Origin of the sequence: Chitinophaga skermanii, assembly GCF_003259335.1 — a bacterium.
GTDB classification, from domain to species: Bacteria; Bacteroidota; Bacteroidia; order Chitinophagales; family Chitinophagaceae; genus Chitinophaga; species Chitinophaga skermanii.
The window spans coordinates 607069-627069 of sequence record NZ_QLLL01000003.1; the positions used below are offsets into that span (position 1 = coordinate 607069).

General features: G+C 42.9%; 17 protein-coding genes. 6 read left to right on the forward strand and 11 right to left on the reverse strand.

Annotated elements, in window-relative coordinates; translation table 11 throughout:
- Positions 1–75 precede the first annotated feature (75 nt).
- A complete protein-coding gene (metX, locus tag LX64_RS10255) occupies positions 76–1089 on the reverse strand; it encodes a homoserine O-acetyltransferase MetX (protein WP_111597538.1) in 1014 nt (337 codons plus the stop codon).
- A 216-nt stretch (positions 1090–1305) separates the two neighbouring features.
- On the opposite strand from metX, the gene LX64_RS10260 reads away from it, so the two are divergent.
- From LX64_RS10260 to LX64_RS10275, 4 genes are all read left to right on the forward strand, one after another.
- Positions 1306–1728 carry an OsmC family protein gene (locus tag LX64_RS10260; RefSeq protein WP_111597632.1) on the forward strand — a complete coding sequence of 141 codons (423 nt, stop codon included), beginning with the start codon at positions 1306–1308 and terminating at the stop codon, positions 1726–1728.
- 27 nt (positions 1729–1755) lie between these two features.
- On the forward strand, positions 1756–2937 hold the full coding sequence (locus LX64_RS10265; protein ID WP_111597539.1) for an O-succinylhomoserine sulfhydrylase: 1182 nt from the start codon (positions 1756–1758) through the stop codon (positions 2935–2937).
- Between the two features lie 795 nt (positions 2938–3732).
- Positions 3733–4101, forward strand: a complete 369-nt coding sequence (locus LX64_RS10270) for a hypothetical protein (protein ID WP_148707267.1) — start codon at positions 3733–3735, stop codon at positions 4099–4101.
- 85 nt (positions 4102–4186) lie between these two features.
- Positions 4187–6712 (forward strand): DUF5686 and carboxypeptidase regulatory-like domain-containing protein, encoded by a 2526-nt coding sequence (locus LX64_RS10275; protein ID WP_111597541.1) that lies wholly within the window; start codon positions 4187–4189, stop codon positions 6710–6712.
- A 78-nt stretch (positions 6713–6790) separates the two neighbouring features.
- Here the strand turns inward: LX64_RS10275 and LX64_RS26345 are convergent, their stop codons facing one another.
- Positions 6791–6913, reverse strand: a complete 123-nt coding sequence (locus tag LX64_RS26345; RefSeq protein ID WP_262511789.1) for a hypothetical protein — start codon at positions 6911–6913, stop codon at positions 6791–6793.
- A gap of 263 nt (positions 6914–7176) precedes the next feature.
- On the opposite strand from LX64_RS26345, the gene trhO reads away from it, so the two are divergent.
- Positions 7177–8211 carry an oxygen-dependent tRNA uridine(34) hydroxylase TrhO gene (gene trhO / locus LX64_RS10280; protein ID WP_111597542.1) on the forward strand — a complete coding sequence of 345 codons (1035 nt, stop codon included), beginning with the start codon at positions 7177–7179 and terminating at the stop codon, positions 8209–8211.
- An 81-nt stretch (positions 8212–8292) separates the two neighbouring features.
- On the opposite strand, the gene LX64_RS10285 is transcribed toward trhO, so the two are convergent.
- The 9 genes from LX64_RS10285 to LX64_RS10325 form a co-directional block, all read right to left on the reverse strand.
- Positions 8293–8988: an AcvB/VirJ family lysyl-phosphatidylglycerol hydrolase gene (locus LX64_RS10285; RefSeq protein ID WP_111597543.1), complete on the reverse strand. Its 696-nt coding sequence runs from the start codon at positions 8986–8988 to the stop codon at positions 8293–8295.
- A gap of 12 nt (positions 8989–9000) precedes the next feature.
- The gene (locus LX64_RS10290; RefSeq protein ID WP_111597544.1) at positions 9001–11592 is read right to left on the reverse strand and encodes a phosphatidylglycerol lysyltransferase domain-containing protein; all 2592 of its coding nucleotides are present in this window, start codon (positions 11590–11592) and stop codon (positions 9001–9003) included.
- A gap of 265 nt (positions 11593–11857) precedes the next feature.
- Positions 11858–12052, reverse strand: a complete 195-nt coding sequence (locus LX64_RS10295; RefSeq protein ID WP_111597545.1) for a hypothetical protein — start codon at positions 12050–12052, stop codon at positions 11858–11860.
- A gap of 167 nt (positions 12053–12219) precedes the next feature.
- Entirely contained in the window at positions 12220–12474 is a 255-nt protein-coding gene (locus LX64_RS10300; RefSeq protein WP_148707268.1) for a hypothetical protein, read from the reverse strand.
- A 78-nt stretch (positions 12475–12552) separates the two neighbouring features.
- Positions 12553–13866: a carbohydrate porin gene (locus tag LX64_RS10305; protein WP_111597546.1), complete on the reverse strand. Its 1314-nt coding sequence runs from the start codon at positions 13864–13866 to the stop codon at positions 12553–12555.
- 28 nt (positions 13867–13894) lie between these two features.
- Positions 13895–14380, reverse strand: a complete 486-nt coding sequence (locus LX64_RS10310; protein ID WP_148707269.1) for a hypothetical protein — start codon at positions 14378–14380, stop codon at positions 13895–13897.
- Positions 14381–14629: 249 nt separating this feature from the next.
- Positions 14630–16006, reverse strand: a complete 1377-nt coding sequence (locus LX64_RS10315) for a HAMP domain-containing sensor histidine kinase (RefSeq protein WP_111597548.1) — start codon at positions 16004–16006, stop codon at positions 14630–14632.
- A gap of 15 nt (positions 16007–16021) precedes the next feature.
- Entirely contained in the window at positions 16022–16711 is a 690-nt protein-coding gene (locus LX64_RS10320; RefSeq protein WP_211324788.1) for a response regulator transcription factor, read from the reverse strand.
- Between the two features lie 102 nt (positions 16712–16813).
- The gene (locus LX64_RS10325) at positions 16814–18802 is read right to left on the reverse strand and encodes an ABC-F family ATP-binding cassette domain-containing protein (protein ID WP_111597550.1); all 1989 of its coding nucleotides are present in this window, start codon (positions 18800–18802) and stop codon (positions 16814–16816) included.
- 153 nt (positions 18803–18955) lie between these two features.
- Between LX64_RS10325 and LX64_RS10330 the strand changes: the two genes are divergently transcribed.
- Positions 18956–19543, forward strand: coding sequence for a DUF3347 domain-containing protein (locus LX64_RS10330; protein WP_111597551.1), 588 nt, complete (start codon positions 18956–18958; stop codon positions 19541–19543).
- The last annotated feature ends 458 nt before the right edge of the window (positions 19544–20001 follow it).

The window sequence follows — 20001 nt, forward strand, 5'->3', positions numbered from 1 at the left end:
TATATAGCATGAAAATCCGCCACTAAATTTTAACAGATTTCATCATATAAAATCTATTAAACACGCATTTAATTTTTAATTCTTTAAAAAGGAATCGAGAATTAGCCCAATTTTTTCAAATTCAATTAAGAAGCCATCATGCCCAAAGGGAGAATCAATTTCATGATAAGTAGTGTTAGGGATGTTTTGGGCGATTAACTGTTGCTCTTCAGGTGGGCATAAGAGGTCGCTTGTAATCCCAATCAGCAGGGTAGGCTGATGGATGTGCTGTAATACCAAGTTCGCAGATTCGCCGCGGCCACGGGCAATATTATGACTGTCCATCGCTTTGCTTAAAATCCAATAACTCTGTGCATTGAAGCGCTTTACGAGCTTATCGCCTTGGTAATTGATATAGGAAGATGCTTTGAAGTGATCTGTTTTCTCTTTATCGGGATCGGTTTGCGCCCGTACAAAGGTTTGGTAATTCCGGTAGGTTAACATACCAATAGCTCTCGCCGCCTTTAAACCCGCGCTGCCCGCCGTATGCGTAGCTTCGCTCCAAGTAGGATCGGCTTCAATAGCCAAACGCTGCGCCGTATGAATGGCAATACCCCATGCACTTTCGGCTGCGCCTGTGCAAAGAATAAATAAGCGGTCGATAAGGTTAGGTTCGGTTAACGACCATTCCAATACTTGGTAACCGCCCATAGAACCGCCTACTAATAAATGGATGCGTTCGATACCCAAATGCTTACGCAAGAGGATATGTGCTTGTACCATATCGCGGATGGTTACTTGTGGGAAGGTATTGAAATAGGGGGTACCCGTAGAAGGATTCGTGCTGTGAGGGCCACTTGAACCGTAGCATGAACCAATAATGTTTGCACAAACAATGAAATGTTTTGCTGGATCGATGGGTTTGTTTTCCCCGATCAAACCTTGCCACCAGTCTGCTACATCAGAATTAGCTGTTAAAGCATGACAAATCCATACCACGTTACTGCCTGTACTGTTTAAAGTACCGTAAGTATGGTACGCGATTTCCAATCCAGGTAAGCTAGCACCTGATTCTAATACAAAAGGTTCTGAATGGTGAAATGTTTTCAATGCCGGTCTTCGAATTTGCGCAAAATTAAGATACGAAGCTCATTAGAACAAGTACGAATCTGAAAAACCTTGCGGAGCGTGATTTCTAACAGTACTATTACAATTCTACCGCTGCAGCGGCGCGTTTCATCAATAAACTTTCACTATATCAGCAGAAACCCTTAACAGGCTGCTGTACTTTTTTTATCTTTGATGAAAATTAAGAACCGTACTACTATGAAGATAGCATTAAAAAGAATAGACGACGGGTTTAACATGGAGGCCGTAGATGAAGCCGGTCACAAGGTATTGATGGACTCATCAATTGAGAATGGAGGAAATAATAATGGCGTACGCCCGATGCAAATGTTGCTCATGGGCTTAGGCGGATGCTCGGCGATTGATGTTATCATGATCTTGAAGAAACAACGTCAAGAAATTACAGACTTTCAAATTACAGTAGACGCGAACCGTGAAACAGGTAAAGAGCCTGCTTTATGGGCAGATGCGCATATTGTTTTTCATATTAAGGGGAATGTAGACGCCGATAAAGCCAACCGTGCTGTAGAATTGTCGATGAACAAATACTGCTCTGTTGCAGAAACATTACGCCGTGGCGATACAAAGCTCACTTGGGAAATCAAGTTGAACGAAGCGTAATTTTCTTCCCACTTTACAAATGTTTTTATGAAATCAACCTACCACCCGGAAACCGACGCGGTACGCATTCAAACGCACCGTACTGAACAAATGGAGCATGCAACGCCCATGTTTTTAACTTCTAGCTTTGTGTTCGACAATGCGGAAGACATGCGCGCGGCATTCGCTGATGAAACAGACGATAATATTTACAGTCGCTTTTCTAACCCTACAGTCGACGAGTTCGTTCGAAAGATGGTGGCCTTAGAAAAGGCAGAAGATGGCTTTGCTACCGCTTCTGGTATGAGCGCTGTATTCGCCAGCTTCATGGCATTCTTGAAAACCGGGGAGCACATTATTTCTTCTAGGTCGATTTTCGGCTCTACGCATACTGTATTCACCAAGTTTTTCCCGAAATGGGGTTTTTCTTTCGACTATTTCGATATGAATGATCCTGCTGCTGTTGAAGCCTTGGTGAAACCTAACACACGTATTATCTACATCGAAACACCTTCTAACCCGGGCCTCGAAATAGTGGATATTGCTCTTTTAGCAACCATCGCGAAGAAACACAACTTGTTGTTATTCGTAGATAATTGCTTCGCTACACCTGTATTACAACGCCCCCTTGAATTGGGCGCCGACCTCGTGATTCACTCTGCTACTAAGTGGATTGATGGACAAGGCCGTGTATTAGGTGGCGCTGTAGTAGGTCGTAAAGACTTGGTGAAAGAAGTGTATACATTCTGTAGAAGTACAGGCCCATCCATGTCACCTTTCAATGCTTGGGTATTGAGCAAAAGCTTGGAAACATTGCATGTGCGTATGAATCGCCACAGCGAAAGTGCATTAACGATTGCTAAAAAATTGGAATCGAACCCGCATTTAGAATGGGTGAAATACCCGATGTTGCCTAGCCATCCTCAGCACGAGATCGCTAAAAAGCAAATGACACAAGGTGGTGGTATTGTATGTTTCGAAATCAAAGGAGGCTTAGAACAAGGTCGCCGCTTTTTGAACAACTTGAAGATGTTATCGTTAACTGCCAACTTAGGCGACAGCCGTAGTATTGCATCACACCCATCTTCCACAACGCACGCGAAGCTAACAGAAGAAGAACGCTTGAAAGTAAGTATTACACCGGGCTTAATCCGTATTTCAGTAGGGTTAGAGCATCCAGATGATATTTTACAAGATATCGAACAAGCCTTGGAAAAAAGCATGGGATAAGTTCTTCGGCATCATATTAAAACCACCTCTACAAAATAGAGGTGGTTTTCTTTTATAATGATATAATATTATTTTTTCTTCGGCAGCACCTAATTTTCATTTTAAACACTTCGCGTCAACTTGTCATCATCCTCACCCAACAATTTTCACTCCCAACCTTCCACTTTAAAAAACCAACACACAAACAGTGTTAAAAATCGATTTATTGGCTATTTTTAGACCAATACAGACACTCAATAGTCAAATTCTACAAATTCATCAATTTTAAATAAAAATCCGTTAAAACGGCTTATAATAGGCATTTCCGCCAAACTCTCACTCAGCCTACATTTACCTTCAAAATGTCGACTATTTGGACTTAAAAACCCGTCCACAAAGTGTTTCAGCGGAAAAAGCTGGTAGAGAGTCGACAAAAGGCTTACTAAACGTCGACAAACACTGGGAGATTGTCGGTAAAGAGTCGGTGAAAGGTCGGTAATGTGTCGATAGAGCGTCGGCAAATGGTCGGTAAACCCTTTACTATTCCTCGAAAAGCCTAGGGATATAATACAAAAAAATGCTAACAACGATTGCAATATTTGGTCATTTTGACATGTTAAAATACTATCATTTTAGGTGATATAAAATGCTGAGAACTGCGGGAATGTAGGAATGAGGCAGCTTCACTCTCCATTACCGCTACAGGGCATCTAACCCATTGAGTATGAAATTCCTTCCAAGCAGTGTGTGGCTTTATTGAAAAAATTCCTATCTTAATTGTACAATACATTTTACTCAACCGTCAATCTAAACCAAATGCGTTTTTTACTTTCCCTTATCCTAATGGCCGCTGCAGCATATTTCTTGGGGCTGGTATTGGATTGGTGGGCGATAGCTATTGCTACGTTCGCCGTTAGTTTGTTATTACCGTTAAAACCCGGGAAGGCTTTCTTTGCAGGTTTCCTATCAATCGCCCTCTTATGGTTCACCTTAGCATTCATCGCCGATCTTTATAACGATCACATTCTCGCAGCTCGCATCAGCATGCTCTTCTTACAACATTATTCACCGAAAGGCATCGTTACTATTACCGCAATTATTGGTGGTTTAGTAGGCGGTATGGCCGCTATGACCGGCGCTTTCATCCGCAGTAAAAGCATTAAAACCGTTTCGGCTACTAGGTAAGTATTAACATTTTATCTAGTTAAATAATTTGTAAAACACGATCTACGCTATACAATCGTATAGCCGTACCTGTTATTTTTGAACTATGCGAACCTTATTCATCCTTTCCCTATTACTCTGTGTTTATACAGTAGGGCATACAACTGTAATTACTGGGCGAATTACCGACGATAAAAACCAAGTACTTCCATTTGCTACGGTTTTTATCAAAAATACCACCATTGGCACCACGGCAAACCAACAAGGCGAATACGTTTTAGATGTACCGCAAGGTAGCCACGTAATTGTTTGCCAATATATGGGCTTTAAAAAACAAGAAATTCCCATTACCGCCAACGCGCCTAAACAAACGCTTGATATTCATTTAGTGCCGCTTAGCATGCAAATGAAAGAAGTGATCATTAAAAATGGGGGCGAAGATCCTGCTTATGCCATTATACGACAAGCGATTAAAAAACGTAGTTATTACCAAAGTCAAGTCGATGCGTATACTTGTGATTCTTACCTAAAGAACCTCATGAAACTGCGTGGTGCACCGAAGAAATTCTTTGGACAGAAGATCGACAAAGACGACCTCGGCGTAGATTCTACCGGTAAAGGCATTGTTTTCTTATCGGAATCTGTAACGAAGATTTCCTACCAAAAACCCGGTAAAATGAAACTGGATGTTATCTCCGACCGTGTAAGCGGTGGCGATGGTTACGGTGTTAGTTTCCCAGCGTTTATTAACTTTTACGACAATAACGTAGAAGCGATTATTTCGCAAATCAACCCACGTGGATTTATTTCCCCGATTAGCGAAAACGCTTTACTGTATTATAAATACCATTACGAAGGCAGCTTCCAAGAAGATGGTAAAACGGTGAATAAAATTCAAGTCATTCCAAGAAGAAAACAAGAACCTGTATTCTCAGGCACTATCTTCATTACTGATGATGACTGGCGTATTCACAGTACCGATTTGTTGTTAACGAAAGAATACCAACTTGAATTAATTGATACATTAAGAATCCGTCAAACGCACATCCCAGTTGAAAAGAACGTGTGGAGAACGAAAGACCAAGTATTGTATTTCACCATGAAACCATTTGGTTTCAACATTGTGGGTACGAGTGTGAACGTGTATTCGAATTATAACTTGCATCCGAACTTCCCGAAGAAGTATTTTGATAAGGTGATCATGAAATATGATACCGCTTCTCAAAAACGTAGTGTGGCGTATTGGGATACTATTCGACCTGTTCCATTGGAAAAGGATGAAGCAAAAGACTTCGTAGTAAAAGATAGCACAGCCAAGGCATTCCGCGATTCGATGAAGCTATCGCGGAATATAGATTCCCTCAGGAAGAAACAAAAGCCGGTATCGGTCATGAACGTACTATGGAGTGGTGTAACGCGCCGCGATTATTACATGCGTGAAAGCGATAGTTCATTAGTAACGAACTATTATACAATGCGCGGCCTTGTAAAATCACTGCAATATAACACAGTGGAAGGTCTAGTACCACGAATCCAAACCAATTTCACTTGGCCGGTGAAGCGCGGGCAATCTTTAAGCTTAGCCACGGAGTGGCGTTATGGTTTAAGTAATGGTCATTTTAATGCCAACGGTTATTTAACCTACATTCAACGAAACGACCAACGCTACCAAAACGCCTATAACCAATGGACATTAGGGGGTGGTAAACGTGTGAACCAATTTAACAAAGCCAATCCAATTAGCCCATTAATGAACGCGTTGTACACCTTGTTATTGAAAGAAAACTACATGAAGATTTATGAAAACTACTTCGGTATGTTGGCTTTCGAAAGAAGATGGAGCAGCTCTTTACGCATTGGTGCGAACTTGACGTATGAAGATCGTATTCCATTGGAGAACACCACAGATTTCGTCATCTTCAAGAACGATAAGAAATCGTTTACACCGAACCACCCGGAAGACTTAGCCAATATTCCATTCGTAAGATCGCAGGCTGTGATGTTTGGATTAAGAGCAAGCTACCAACCGGGCCAGCGTTTCATTGAATACCCAACGGGCCGGGTTTCCATGGGATCGAAATATCCAACATTCGAGGCTAACTATACGAAAGGTATACCGGATATTTTGGGTAGCGATGTAGATTACGATAAATGGCAGTTCTCTGTACACGACGATATGAACTTCAAGTTGTTGGGAACTATGAAATACCGCTTAACAACAGGTGGTTTCATTAATAGCAACGCTGTTACTATTCCAGATTTACAACACTTCAACGGCAACCAAGTATTTTATAACACCCGGTATGTAAACAGCTTCCAAATGGCACCGTATTATAAATATAGCAATGCCGCTAGCTGGTACGGTATGGTGAATATGGAACACCACTTTAATGGACTTTTAACGAATAAAATTCCTTTGTTCAACCGTTTGAAATGGAACTTAGTAGCCGGTACGAATATCTTCTATGTAAATAAGGATAACCAGTACTATGAAGTATTTGCAGGCTTGGAAAACATCTTTAAAGTAATTCGTGTAGATGTAGTAGGCGGGTATCAAAGTTCTTCTCCCACCCGTGTAGGGGTTAGGGTAGGCTTCGGCGGTATCTTAGGTGGCGCCCTCAATATTGAGTAAACCCATTTTACTATAAAAAATAAAGCCCTCAACAGTAACGTTGGGGGCTTTTATTTTTTGCTTGCCAAATAATTAGTTTTACCTACGACGGTAGGATGCTTTACTAGCTTTTGATTCGTCTTTTCCAAAGAAATAAGACAACAAACGGTATACCCAAAGGGCAAATACGATGAGGAAGAAGTTGATTACGAAAACGTGCATAACAATCATTTTTAGGGTTCTTAAATATAGATCTGGTTGATACTTGTTTTTCAAGAATTATGCCAGTCGTGGCACTCATTGATTTACAATCTAAAACAGATACATGATTGAACTTATACTTAGAAAATCTTACGCAAGTTGTTTCTAATAAATTAGGTATTGACGCTTTTAAAGGTTTAGTTGCTTACCTTTGCGTACATTATTTTTAACATAGGACTTGAAATTTTGTTCAACCGACGTTTGTCCTTAAAATTTCTACAGGTATGGCATTACACAACAGGGTATCTGCTGAGGTATTGAAACAGCAGTTAGCCGAAGAAACCTTCGAACGTAAAACGGTATCGTTTTACCAGTACGCGAACATCGAGGACCCACAAGCATTTCGCGATCAATTGTACACCCAGTTTTTCAATCTCCAAGTTTTCGGTAGAATTTACGTAGCACATGAAGGTATTAATGCCCAAATTAGTGTGCCTGCTCACAACTTCGATGCATTCCGAGAAGCGTTGTATTCGCATAGCTTCTTGCATGGCATTCGTTTGAACGTGGCCGTAGACGATAACGGTAAATCGTTTTGGGTATTGAAAATTAAGGTGCGCGACAAGATTGTGGCCGATGGTATCGACGACCCGACCTTCAACATTATGAACCGTGGCCAATATTTAGATGCCAAGGGTTTTAACGAGTTGGCCGACGACAAAGACACCATCATCATCGACATGCGTAACCACTATGAGTACGAGGTAGGTCACTTTGAAAATGCCATTGAAATTCCGTCCGACACTTTCCGTGAGCAATTGCCGATGGCAGTTGAAATGATGAAAGACAATAAGGACAAGAACATCATTATGTATTGCACTGGCGGTATCCGTTGCGAGAAAGCTTCTGCTTACATGTTGCACAATGGTTTCAAAAACATCTATCACCTCGAAGGTGGTATTATCGAGTACACGAACAAAGCACGCCAGCAAGAATTGCCTATCAAATTCAAAGGCAAGAACTTCGTGTTCGATGATCGTTTAGGGGAAAGAATTGGCGATGAAATTATTAGCCAATGCCATCAATGTGGCGCTCCTTGCGATTCACACACCAACTGTGCCAACGAAGGTTGCCACCTGCTGTTTATCCAATGTGAAGCTTGTGCTGCAAAGCACCAAGGTTGTTGCAGTGAAGCTTGTCATGATGTAGTACAACTACCGCTTGAAGAACAAGAAAAATTGCGTAAAGGCATCGACAAAGGACAGATGATTTTCAACAAATCGAAACAGCGATTACGCCCTCGTTTGAACCAGGAATAGGTAGTATTACAACGTATTAAGCATAAAATAAAAACGCGCTCACTTACCGTGTAGCGCGTTTTTTATTACCTGTGATTCCCGTTATATTTCGTTTAGAATGGTGCCTCCAATACTACCTGCATCCGTATCGTAATGATGGCCGCCTTTCAGTAAAATCATTTTGATATGTGGCGGCAAATTGTTTGAAGGGAATTCCTTCTCTTCATCGCCCCGTAAGATGATTGTTTTATAATGATCGGCGCGGTTAATTTCGGCCACTACATCGTATGCATATTTCTTTTGCTTACCCATCATTTGGGAGAGCTTTATTTCAAAGTCGGTGCTAGTACCGGGCGATAGCATCGCCAATAGTTTTACGCGGCTGGTATAAGCAGATGGTAAGCGGTTAGCCACGAATGGAATTACATCGGCACCGAAAGAATAACCTACCAGTACAAAATCGTGCTTATTGAATTGTACCGAATATTTCGCGAGTAAATCGGTTACTAGTTGCGCGGTTTCTATAGGTGTTTTCTTCTTCCAGAAGTACTTTAAACTATTGATCACTACCACGGGCGAGCCTTTCGCGGCAAAGCCATTGGCCATATCTTGGCTAATTTTCTTCCAACCTCCATCTCCCGTAATAAACACTACGAGCGGTGCATTGTTGTTTACCACGGGTTGCAGCACCACAATGCCGCTACTATCTTTCAACACTACGGGCACTACAGCGGCAGCCGCATGTAAAGGAATATTCAACAATAAAACACCACAGAGGGCGAACAATAGCTTTTTCATTACAATCGAATTTTAAGATTCATCATCGCGCATCACTTGGTTCAGTGCGCTAGGCAAGAAGAACAAGTCGTAGCTGGATTCGTAAGCGAAGTATACATTTTCCCAGCTTGGATCGAAGCGTTCTTTAAAGTTCCGCAAGCCTTTGTAATGGCGGAACCGTTTTATTTTTTCATATGCCAACTTGATCGAACGTTCTTGCATGCTTTTCGGTTCTTCTATGCCGGCCATCGGGGCCATGCCCATATTTAACTCAGCAATTTGCTTGCTTTTACAATAATCTATAACGGCCAGTAATAACCATTCCGTGGTGCCGTTTTGCTCGTTATTACGCTTGCGAAGCAAGTCGTACCGCACTTCACTGTTACGGAATACAGGCACTAACTCTACGAATGCTGCCATTACACCGGCTGGCGACATAAGGGCGATAACTGTGTGGTTCCGCATAATGTCTTTATCGAACATCCCTTGGCTAAATACCAATTCGCGTTTTTCTCCTTCACCTAACCAATCTTTCGAAACGGCTTCCATTTGTTGTAAAGTATCGTTGCTAAGTGGCGGTTCGAAGGTTTGCATGGTGTACCCTTTTTTAGTAAGGGTATTACGCGCTGTACGAAGGTTTTGTTTCTTCTTTCCTTCTAAAGAGAAATTATCTATTACAATTGTTGCTTCTTGGCCAATAACGAAGAACTTCTTTTTAAAAGATTGTAATTGAATTATGTCGGCCTCGCGTACGCGGTAGTAGGCAGAATGAAGGCCACATTCTTTACAGAATTGTTCAAACGCTGTTAGGATTTCCTTTTTAGCGGCAGCCGTGTTTTCACAAACAGGCATGCCTAGTACAACGGCGAAACCGTTCGCTATTTTATAACTGATAAACCCGGTTCTTTTTTCGTTGAAGAAGATGAGCTTATCGGGGTATATTTTGAAATAATCTAAGCTAGACACACTGTATTGCTGGGCAATTTCCCTGGCTGCCGACAGGTCGGATTGGTCGGTATCTTCATCGAAGATGTAAGGCCTACCGAGCGTGTATAGCAAGAAAGAAAAAGCACCAATCCCCATAAAGCTGATTAACCGTAAATAGCCTTCACCAAACTTCGTAAGGGGTACGAGTGTATCGTTGCTGAGGAGGAAGAATTGTTGGAGGGTGAACTGCACCGATTGCATGAAGTTGAAATCGATACCGAAGTGCTTTTTATCGAGGAAATAGAACCCCAATACGCCCATTACCAAAGCCACTACAAATACACCAATTGATGTGCGAATTCCCATGGTTCTGCGACCGGGGTCGTTCTTAATCTTGTATTGCGAGCGTGTAATCAATAAGGCAATCAATACAATCGTTGCATAAATAGCTTCTTCGTAGTCGATATCTTTGAATAAGTGTCCTACCAAGGAAACCATCGTTGTTATGACAGCTACATACCAAGCCGTTTTAGAGCCTTTTACGAGGTAAGTGGCAGTGAATAGCAGCACCACCCCGGCGAACAGCGTAAGGTCGTTAGAAGCGTGAATGGTTGTTAGTGGAAGGTAACTCTTCAAAGCGATCATCCGCCATTTAATAGCGGGCGAAAGGGCCGAAACGAGGTTTACGATGCCTAGGATAAAGATCATCCCGGCGGGGAATACCCGTAAAAGCACATTTTGGCGGCTCCATACGAAGCTAACAATGCCTGCAAGCATCATTAACCAGAAGTTATAGAACCTAAACAAAATTACGATAGCGGCTGCCGAGGCTGTTCCAAAACCGTATTCCGTTAGAATGAAAGTCACAGCAAGCTCGATGGCACCGATCCCTTTCAATAAAGGCGAAGCTATGAGTAAGATAACCGCCACGGTGTATCCCAATACGGCGGCTAGGAGCGAGGCGCCGGGTTCTACGGCCGTGATGGCGATATATAATTGGGTAATCCCGATAACTTCAATGAGTACGGCCATGAGTAAGGCAATCCAAAGGTATTTCTTTGACAAGCCTTCGGCCATCATTTCATCAATGGCGACAAATGCCGCTGGGAACCATTTTTTACAACGTTGATATAACCATTTCTTCCGCAGGAAGGAAACGGTACCCCAAGTAATGAGAATAAGAACGGGGAAAGAATACAGCAACTTGATAAATAAAGCTGAATGGGCGGTAGCTGTGAAGCCCAACCATGCTAGCACGGGTATGCCAACAATAAATACAGATAAGATTCCAACAATGAGGAAAATGGCAGAAGCGAAGTTTACCCGGTAAGTGGGAATGCCTTTACGTTCGATAATGCCAGAGAAAAAGGTTTGCGACGTAATACCACCCATAGGGAGAAATACGCCGATGAAATTACGTTTGAGGAATAATTCCAAACTACTGGCGAAACTAACATTAGCGCCAACGGCTTTAAAACTGAAAACGTAGGTAAGGGCCATAAGGCCGATGTAGAGCACCGTGCTGGCTAACCCGGCAATAAGCGCGGGCCAACTAATTTGTTGCAGGGTGTCGGAAATGGTAGATAGTTCGTGGCGTTCTTGACGGAAGAAATAGAATCCCGCGAAGATGCAGCAAATGGCCAACATCTCCTTCCAATAAAATCTTCCCTTAGGAATACGTGCCAATAATTTCTTCAACGCAGGTAAAAATGATTGGTAAAAAACAAAAATCGCAAAGAAAACTGAAAAATGCCCTTAAAAGTTCAGATTAGAATTTTCTAATGCCTTTTTGTTGTAGAAAAATAAACGTAAAAAAAATCCGCCCCGCGTTTGATCTTATACTAGCAGGGCGGAGTGATTGCGCATGAAACCGGTTAATAAGTTGAATGCAATCCCCTTATGACATACCGGTTTCGCGACCATTCTATCAACCTATATGCGAACTAAAACTTCAACAGTGCTACTATTTTTTCTCGGTAGCAGCTGCTTTCTTATGACTTTTATGATGATGGTGAGCAGGTTTTGCCTTATGCTCACCAGCTTTTGCAGGAGCCGTTTTTTCTGCCTTTGCAGCAGGTTGCGCGGTTTGTGCATTAACAACTGAAACACTAGATACAGCTATGATAGCTGCTGCGAGGACGAACATGAGCTTTTTCATGACATTTCTAATTAGATTGTTAACGAATACGAATACATACTAGGAGGATCACAATGGGAGGGCGTGCTAATGTTTTATGTACGTTTTGTTTCCGTTTTTATTGATGTAGTATTGGCCGCCTTTGGGTCCTGTTTGAATTTTTTTGTCGGAAAGATCGTTACTAGCGACTAGCTTTTTTTTTCTGCTTTCTTTTCAGCTTTTTTTACCGGTGCTTTTGCTACTTCTTTTGTTTCTTTTGCAGCTTGTTTCGTTTCTTTTGTTGTTTCTTTCGCGGTAGATTTTACTTCTTTTGTTTCTTTTTTCGCTGCAGCTACTTCTTTCTTCGCTTCTTTTTTAGCAGGAGCAGTAGGTGCTTGTGCGAAAGCAAATGTTGTAGTCAATGCTAATAATGCGGCAACTGTGCCTGTGATGATCTTTTTCATTTTGACGTAGTTTTGAAGTAATAAGTGTTAAGAGTAAAAATTTCAAAAATCTGTATGATATATTATATACATGCTTAGTTAGAACGTAACCTGTGCCCTTATTCCGAATACATGCACAGGGCCCCGCGCTTTATTATAGCCGGGATGTAGAATAAATTGGTAGCCCGGGCTAAGGGCTACATGAATGGCTGGAAAGGAGAGTTTGTAATACGTTTCTGTAATGAACTCTGGACTGTAATCCAAGTTGCCATCACCTAACATAAATCCGAGTCCCCCGTGCTGCAAATATTTGCGATGGTCGGTCGAAATACCATTTATCAAACACGCAATTCCCCACACATCATTCTTCCGTTGCCAAGCTGCGCCGCTTTGCGACCAACCACCGCTGATACTACGATCAATTTCTGTAAACGCCCATGTTTCGTGCAAGCCATCGTTCCACGATGCTCTTAAAAATGCGCCACCGGTTTTGGTAACCTGTTGCTCGATATTAACGCCAAATCCATACTTCGTTCTTCCATCACGGCGTGTAGTAGTAATATCGGGCGATTGTGGCATTTCCTGAACGGCTTGCGCGTAGCTTCCCATGGGTGCCTCATTTATAAAGGCTAATAATCGCACTATTCCTTTCTTTCCTTTAAGTGAGTGCTGATGAGCGACTTCGATTACTTCGCCATTGGATTGACCGTAGTTGAAATTTAAATTTGCACCGTTCGCAACTTTAGGCATCAGTGCGGTGGCGGCTGTGACTGTCCAGTTATTGTGGCGGTACGCGAGTGTTAATGCATACGTGTAACCGCGAACATCTGCCGGGTAATCCCATGCGCCGTTGCTCATTAAACCCCAATTCATGAATTGCGAACGCGGATCGTGAGAGAAAGTATTGTCGTCGAAGAAATCTGCTAAGCAATACTTTCCAACGATGATTTGTAAATTCCTTGTAGTAGTTACGCCCGCTACTTGGTTCACATCATCGTCCACTGTTTCCACAGAATTATTAAAAGGTATTGTCAACACCCCGTAAGCACGCGCCACGTAGACTTTCGGCGAAGGGCTGCCCACTCTGAAAGTTTCTCCATTCGGAAACCCCGCTATGCCTTCGTCACGGCTGAGACCTGCACCACCGGCTAGTTCGGGATTTACGTAGAGTTCAAAGTGCTTGCCCAACCTAATGCCTGCGAATATGGTAGCGGTGATCGACGTTTTACTTTGCTCGTGCGTTAGAAAACTGTTATCACCGGAATAATCGGCGCGAAAGTCGGGGTGCGCTTGCGTTACTACGGTTTGTTGAAAATGAAATGAATACGGAACCTTATTGTCAAAGAGCTGCTGGGATGTCGCTTCCTTTGAAGCGACGGTTATTACTGCTACTAGTACAAGTAATTTTTTCATGTTTGAACGGGCGATGCCGCTTTTAACACTATTCGTTGAGCGCGTCGTAAATCAGTTGCTGGTTATACGATACCACTTTCTCTCCAGGCTTCAAACCATTGCTGATGTACGACTGCCCATTGATCGAACGATTCACTTGTACCTCTCTTGCTTCAATATTGTATTTGTCTTTAAACACCATCACGTACTGCTTGTGCTTACCCTTGTCGTAAATCACGGCCATGTAAGGCACTGAAACGGTGAGGCTATCTTTAATAATCGCCTTTTTCAGTACGTTAGGTTTTAGTGAAACGCCGGCAGTATGCACAATGCCACGTTTTGGTAAAGTGGTGTCTTGAATGGGAAGTTTAACTTGAGCAGGTACAACTTTTGCCGTATCGATCTTGATCGTGTTCAGCATCTTATCACTCAACACAAAAGTTGTTTTAATGTTTCCTTTATGACTAGCATCGCATCCTGTTACAGCTACTGCTGCAAAGAATAAAAAAACACATATCGTTAAAGGAAGTCTCATAACCCAATTTTCAAGGAACCGCTTTCGAACTTGCTTCATCCGTCTGCAACGATTCACAACACAAATCTCGGAAGTCGTAATTAAAGCGACCTTTAAGTCGAATTAAAAAGAAATTAAATCCAAATTAAACGTTATTAAAGGGCACTTAAACAGGCTACAATACAGTATGGTATTGCATTTCACCTGTTTCATCCTGTAAAAACAAGGTAAAAAAGAGGCTTTTTAGGGTATTACGACCTTAAAAACAGCTTAAAGATGGGGGAGAATAACCTCGAAAGTAGTGCCTTTTCCAACGGTAGATTGCACGGAAATATGGCCTTTGTGGAGGAGTACGATCTTCTTACAAATGCTTAATCCTAGGCCATGGCCGCGGATTTGAGAGGCATTCTGGGCACGGTAAAAGGGTTCAAATACCTTGGAAAGCTCTTCCGCAGGGATACCAATGCCATCGTCGATAACTTTTACAATAATTTGGGTATCGTCGAAGTCGATCGATACTTCTGCACGCTTGTTAGATGAGAACTTGCAAGCGTTTTCTATGAGGTTGAGGAACAATACTTTCAATAAGCTTTCATTGCCGTTACAGGTAATAAACTCGTCGTACTCCGGCACTTGCAAGAAAGTAATATCGATTTTGTTTTGCTTTTGTTTAAGGGTGACCAGGTTATGCATCTCCAACAACAACTCGTCGATCCGCACAGGAGCGAATACGAGGCGTTGTTGATTCAGATCTGAATGTGCCAGTTGTAAGAGGCCATTTGTTAGGTCGGACAAGTTTTCGGCGTCTTCTAGTACACTTTGTAATAGCTCTTGGTAGTCTTCCTTGCTACGTTCTTTGCCTGCGGCTACTTGTAGTTGGCTGATCATAGAAGCCAAGGGAGTACGTAACTCGTGCGAAGCATTGCTAACAAAGCTTTTTTGGAGGTCGAATGAATCGCTAAGGCGTTGCAACATGGTGTTGAAATTGATCGCTAACTGGGCAATTTCATCCTTTCCTTTCACAGCTACTTGGCCGTGCTGGAGGTTGTTCGCGTTAATCGTGTTTACTTGTTGTACGAGTTGATCGATGGGTTTCACCATTTTACGGGCGAAGAAATACCCGATCACCACCAGCAATACCACCACTACAATTAGCTCAATCAATAATACGCGGCGAAGGTTCTCTACGTTCTGGTAACCGTATTTATCGAATGCCGATACAATTACAATCACGGGTACTTTGCCGCCTGTATGGTAGATACCTACCACTTCTTTTTGTCCATCACGGTAGCTGATGAACTTATTACGTTTGATATAGTCGAGGGCATTTTGACTTGTTTTGACCGCTTGGTTTTGAATGCTGGCGTAAACGATGTCGTAGTTATGCGGGTTGTACACCACGATGGTTTCTTGGAATAGATCCTGGAAGGCGGTTTGATCGAGTTTTTTCAGCAGCATCAAATCGGCTTTGATTTGCACACCTTCACTTAGTACGAGGCCTATAGAATTGGCGCGGTACTCGAGGCGGTCGATATACTCTTCGCGGCGCAGCTTCGCGGTGAAGAGGTACGCGATAGTGGCGAAGGTAATCAGCAGCAGGGCGGCAGATAAGCTATAATAGAGTGCGATTTTAAACTTGATCTTCAAGCGTCGTGGGTTTTATTATTCATCGTCGGCCAAGTAATAGCCCATACCGGTTTTAGTATGTAGGAGCTTTACTTCGAAGTCTTTATCAATCTTCTTCCGGAGGAAGTTCATATATACTTCAATTACGTTTGTACCCGTATCGAAGTCGATATCCCATACCTTTTCTGCGATGGTGAGTTTAGAGATCACCTTTCCTTTATTGAGGGCTAAGAATTCTAGTAATTGGTATTCTTTTGCCGTGAGTGCAATTTTCTTACCGCCACGCATCACGTCTTTTTTCTCGCGGTTGATTTCAAGGTCGCCAATTACAATCTTCGCGTCGTTGTTCATCGGCAATTCGGTACCTACGCGTTTAAGGAATACGCGGATACGGGCTAACAATTCGCGGAAATCGAAGGGCTTCACGAGGTAATCGTCGGCACCGAGTTCGAAGGCTTGCATTTTATCTTCTAGGCCACCGAGGGCGGTGAGCATAATGACGGGCACTTTGCTATCTTTCCGGCGAATCACTTCGCAGATTTCGTAGCCATTGGAGTGGGGAAGATTTAGATCGAGAATCACCAGGTCGTATTGTTGACTAGCGGCCAAGCTTTTTCCCATCCGGCCATCGTATGCTACTTCCACTTCGAAACCATTTTCTTCCAAGCCTTTCTTAACAGCATTGGCCACTTTTACTTCGTCTTCTACAATAAGGATTCTTTGCACGGGGGATATTTTCTTTTAATAAACGTAAATGTAAGGGATTTTGATTTTTCGGCCGTTTCTAGGCAAAAAAATACCCGGCGTTACGGCCGGGTATTGATATTGTTACATATTACTTTCCATTTCCATTATCTTTTCGAACACTTCTTCGTATTCTTTATTGAGCCTGTCGAGATCGTTGGCTACTTGTTTATAGCGATCTTCTGTTTGCAAGAACTTCGTTTTATCGTTATAAATGCCGGGATCAGCTAGTTCAGCTTCAATCTTCAGTTTCAATTCTTTTTGCTTCGCGATATCTTGTTCGAGTTGTTGGAAGATACGTTGTTGCTTTTGCAAAGCTTTTTGCGCTTCTTTATCGATCGGCGCATTTTTTTGCGGGGCAGCTACGGGCGTAGGTTCGGGCGCTTTAACAGGCGCAGCCTCTTCCTTCGTTTCTTTTGCTTCCTTGTTCTTTCTATCTTTTTTGCTGTTGCCGGTGTTGGGGTTTAACAAAGCAGCTTGACGCCTTTTATGTTCTTCCCATTCGGCATATGTGCCTTTGAATTCTTTGATTTCACCATCTACAATCTCCCAGATTTTGTTGGCCGTTTGGCTTACAAAGTACCTGTCGTGCGATACGAGCACGATGCTACCCTGGTATTTATCCAAGGCATCGATCAACATCTGCACAGAGTTCATATCCAAGTGGTTCGTAGGCTCATCGAGGAGCATGAAGTTCGCTTGGCTGATGATGGTTTTAGCCAACGCTACGCGGGCTTTTTCACCACCCGACAGGATGCGGATCTTTTTAAATACATCATCACCTTGGAACAAGAAGCAACCTAAAAGGGTCCGTAACTCTTGTTCATTTTTGCCGCTACCGGCAGTTTTAAGCTCTTCGAGGATTTCATTGTCGAGGTGTAAGCTTTCTAACTGGTGCTGTGCGTAGAAGCTTTGTACTACGTTATGCCCCGGGATGCGTTCCCCTTCGTGTGATTCTGTACCTGCGATAATACGGAGGAGGGTAGATTTACCTTTACCGTTGGCACCGATGAGGGCGATTTTGTCGCCGCGGTTAATTTCGGCACCGGTGTTCTTCAATACTTCGATAGGACCAAAGCTTTTGCTTACGTTACTGAGCGTAACGAGGATTTTACCCGGTTGTTTATCGACGTTGAAGTTGATTTTGATTTTAGACGGGCCGGAGTCGACCTGTTCTACCAAATCCAATTTATCTAAGCGTTTCATAGCACTTTGTGCTTGGGCGGCTTTAGAAGCTTTTGCTTTAAAGCGTTCGATGAAACGTTCTTGTTGACGAATATATTCTTGTTGGTTTTCGTATGCGCGTTGTTGCATTTCGCGGCGCAGGTCTTTTTCTACTTCGTAATCGGAGTAGTTACCGGAATAGTGGTGTAACTCTTGTTGATAGAGTTCTACTACTTTGTTGACCATGCGATCGAGGAAGAAACGGTCGTGCGATACGATAATTACGGCACCATTGTAGTTAATGAGGTATTTCTCTAACCATTCGATAGAGGGAAGATCCAAGTGGTTCGTAGGCTCATCGAGCATCAGCACATCTGGTTGTTGGAGAATGAGGCGAGCTAAGAGCACGCGCATACGCCAACCACCGGAGAACGAGCTATAGGGGCGTTCGAGGGCGGCCGTAGGGAAACCGAGCCCTTCGAGTACTTGCGCTGTTTTATGGCGCATATTGTAACCGTCGAGGGTTTCGAATTCGTGGAGTTTGTCGCTGAACTCGTGAAGGAGTGCATCGGTTTGGTTATGTTCGAGTTCGGCTGTAATGCGTTCGATATCTTTCTCGATGGCGAGCGCTTTTTCGAAAGCCATCATACCTACGGAAAGGATAGATTCATCGGATTCGAATGAGAGCAAATCTTGGTTAAAGAACCCGAGGGAGAGGTTTTTAATTTTATTGATGCTACCACCCGAAATGGAGTATTCGCCGTTGATGATGCGTAATAGGGTAGACTTACCTGTTCCGTTCAAACCGATCAAACCAACACGATCTCCGGGCACAATGTGCCACGAGGCACCACTAACAATCGTTCTTGCACCGAATTCAAATGTTACATCCTGCAAAGCCAGCAACATAATCTATTTCTTAAAGTTCTTGTTCGTAAATAATTTCAAAACATACAAAGTTATGTTTATTTATCGTGGAAACCTAGATTTCGTTGCCGACCAACCCATTACGCAAGTATTTCTCTACTGATTCAATTATCTTTGCCCGCAAACGACGAACCAATGAACATACAAAAATGGACCCTGCTTGCGCTGATGGCCCTCGTTGCTTTCACCGCATGTAACAACAACACTTCTGAAGCCAAACAAAATATTGATAAAGACACCCTAGGCTCGTTAAACGCCCCGTACTCCGACGTGTTTTACGACAGTCTTAAAACCGCCATGTCGAGCTACTACAGCTTCAAAGAAGCCCTCGTACGTGCCGACAGCGTAGGCGCCGACGAACATGCCCTGTCTTTACAACACCATTTAGACAGCCTTCCATTTGCCACCGCCGGCGGCGACACCACTAAAATCGTTTTACTACAAGAAGCCGCGAGCAACATCCACGCAGAAATTGCCGGCATGCTCTTAGAAAAATCCGATCTTGAAAAACGCCGCGCCTCCTTCGAAGCCGTAAGCGACATGCTTTACGACTTCGTAAAAGCCACCGGCCTAAAAGGCGCTACCGTATACCGCCAATTCTGCCCCATGGCCTTCAACGACCGTGGCGCCTACTGGCTAAGCGACAAATCAGTAGTCCGCAATCCCTATTTCGGCGACGAAATGCTTGGCTGCGGTGAAGTAACGGATACCTTGCAGTACTAATATTAGCAAAAAGACAATATTGATTCATCCCAAGCGGCGAAGCTGCTTGGGATGTTTTATTTTCAGCAGTTAAATAAAACAAACACGCCCAGGAAAGTAAGACAATAACATTTCCCCTATATGGGAAATATATCTAGAACATTGGAATAACATTACACAAACATTAGAAGACCATTGGAAGACCATTAGAAGATATTATAACCCAATATCACCCACCATATAAACATATAATTACCAATATCTTACAAAAAACATTTCCACTGAACGCACAATTCACTCAAATAACACTCCTCCCAAATCCATATTCCAACCTCCACAAAACAGCCAACTCCCCCAATAAGAAATCCCAATGCCCTTCACCACAGTAGTACAAAAGCCTAATCACAGCCCCGATCCAACGGCCACGAAGTGAATTGGCCGTTGGTCCTCTTTTCTTTGGTTACTTTCTTTGGAGAAGC

Coding starts and splice junctions, on each gene's coding strand:
- LX64_RS10285 (WP_111597543.1), bottom strand. CDS start 8,988: ATGAAAAAGCTATTGTTCGCCCTCTGTGGTGTTTTATTGTTGAATATT.
- LX64_RS10265 (WP_111597539.1), top strand. CDS start 1,756: ATGAAATCAACCTACCACCCGGAAACCGACGCGGTACGCATTCAAACG.
- LX64_RS10325 (WP_111597550.1), bottom strand. CDS start 18,802: ATGTTGCTGGCTTTGCAGGATGTAACATTTGAATTCGGTGCAAGAACG.
- trhO (WP_111597542.1), top strand. CDS start 7,177: ATGGCATTACACAACAGGGTATCTGCTGAGGTATTGAAACAGCAGTTA.
- LX64_RS10305 (WP_111597546.1), bottom strand. CDS start 13,866: ATGAAAAAATTACTTGTACTAGTAGCAGTAATAACCGTCGCTTCAAAG.
- LX64_RS10270 (WP_148707267.1), top strand. CDS start 3,733: ATGCGTTTTTTACTTTCCCTTATCCTAATGGCCGCTGCAGCATATTTC.
- LX64_RS10310 (WP_148707269.1), bottom strand. CDS start 14,380: ATGAGACTTCCTTTAACGATATGTGTTTTTTTATTCTTTGCAGCAGTA.
- LX64_RS10330 (WP_111597551.1), top strand. CDS start 18,956: ATGAACATACAAAAATGGACCCTGCTTGCGCTGATGGCCCTCGTTGCT.
- LX64_RS10300 (WP_148707268.1), bottom strand. CDS start 12,474: ATGAAAAAGATCATCACAGGCACAGTTGCCGCATTATTAGCATTGACT.
- LX64_RS10260 (WP_111597632.1), top strand. CDS start 1,306: ATGAAGATAGCATTAAAAAGAATAGACGACGGGTTTAACATGGAGGCC.
- LX64_RS10275 (WP_111597541.1), top strand. CDS start 4,187: ATGCGAACCTTATTCATCCTTTCCCTATTACTCTGTGTTTATACAGTA.
- LX64_RS10295 (WP_111597545.1), bottom strand. CDS start 12,052: ATGAAAAAGCTCATGTTCGTCCTCGCAGCAGCTATCATAGCTGTATCT.
- LX64_RS26345 (WP_262511789.1), bottom strand. CDS start 6,913: ATGCACGTTTTCGTAATCAACTTCTTCCTCATCGTATTTGCCCTTTGG.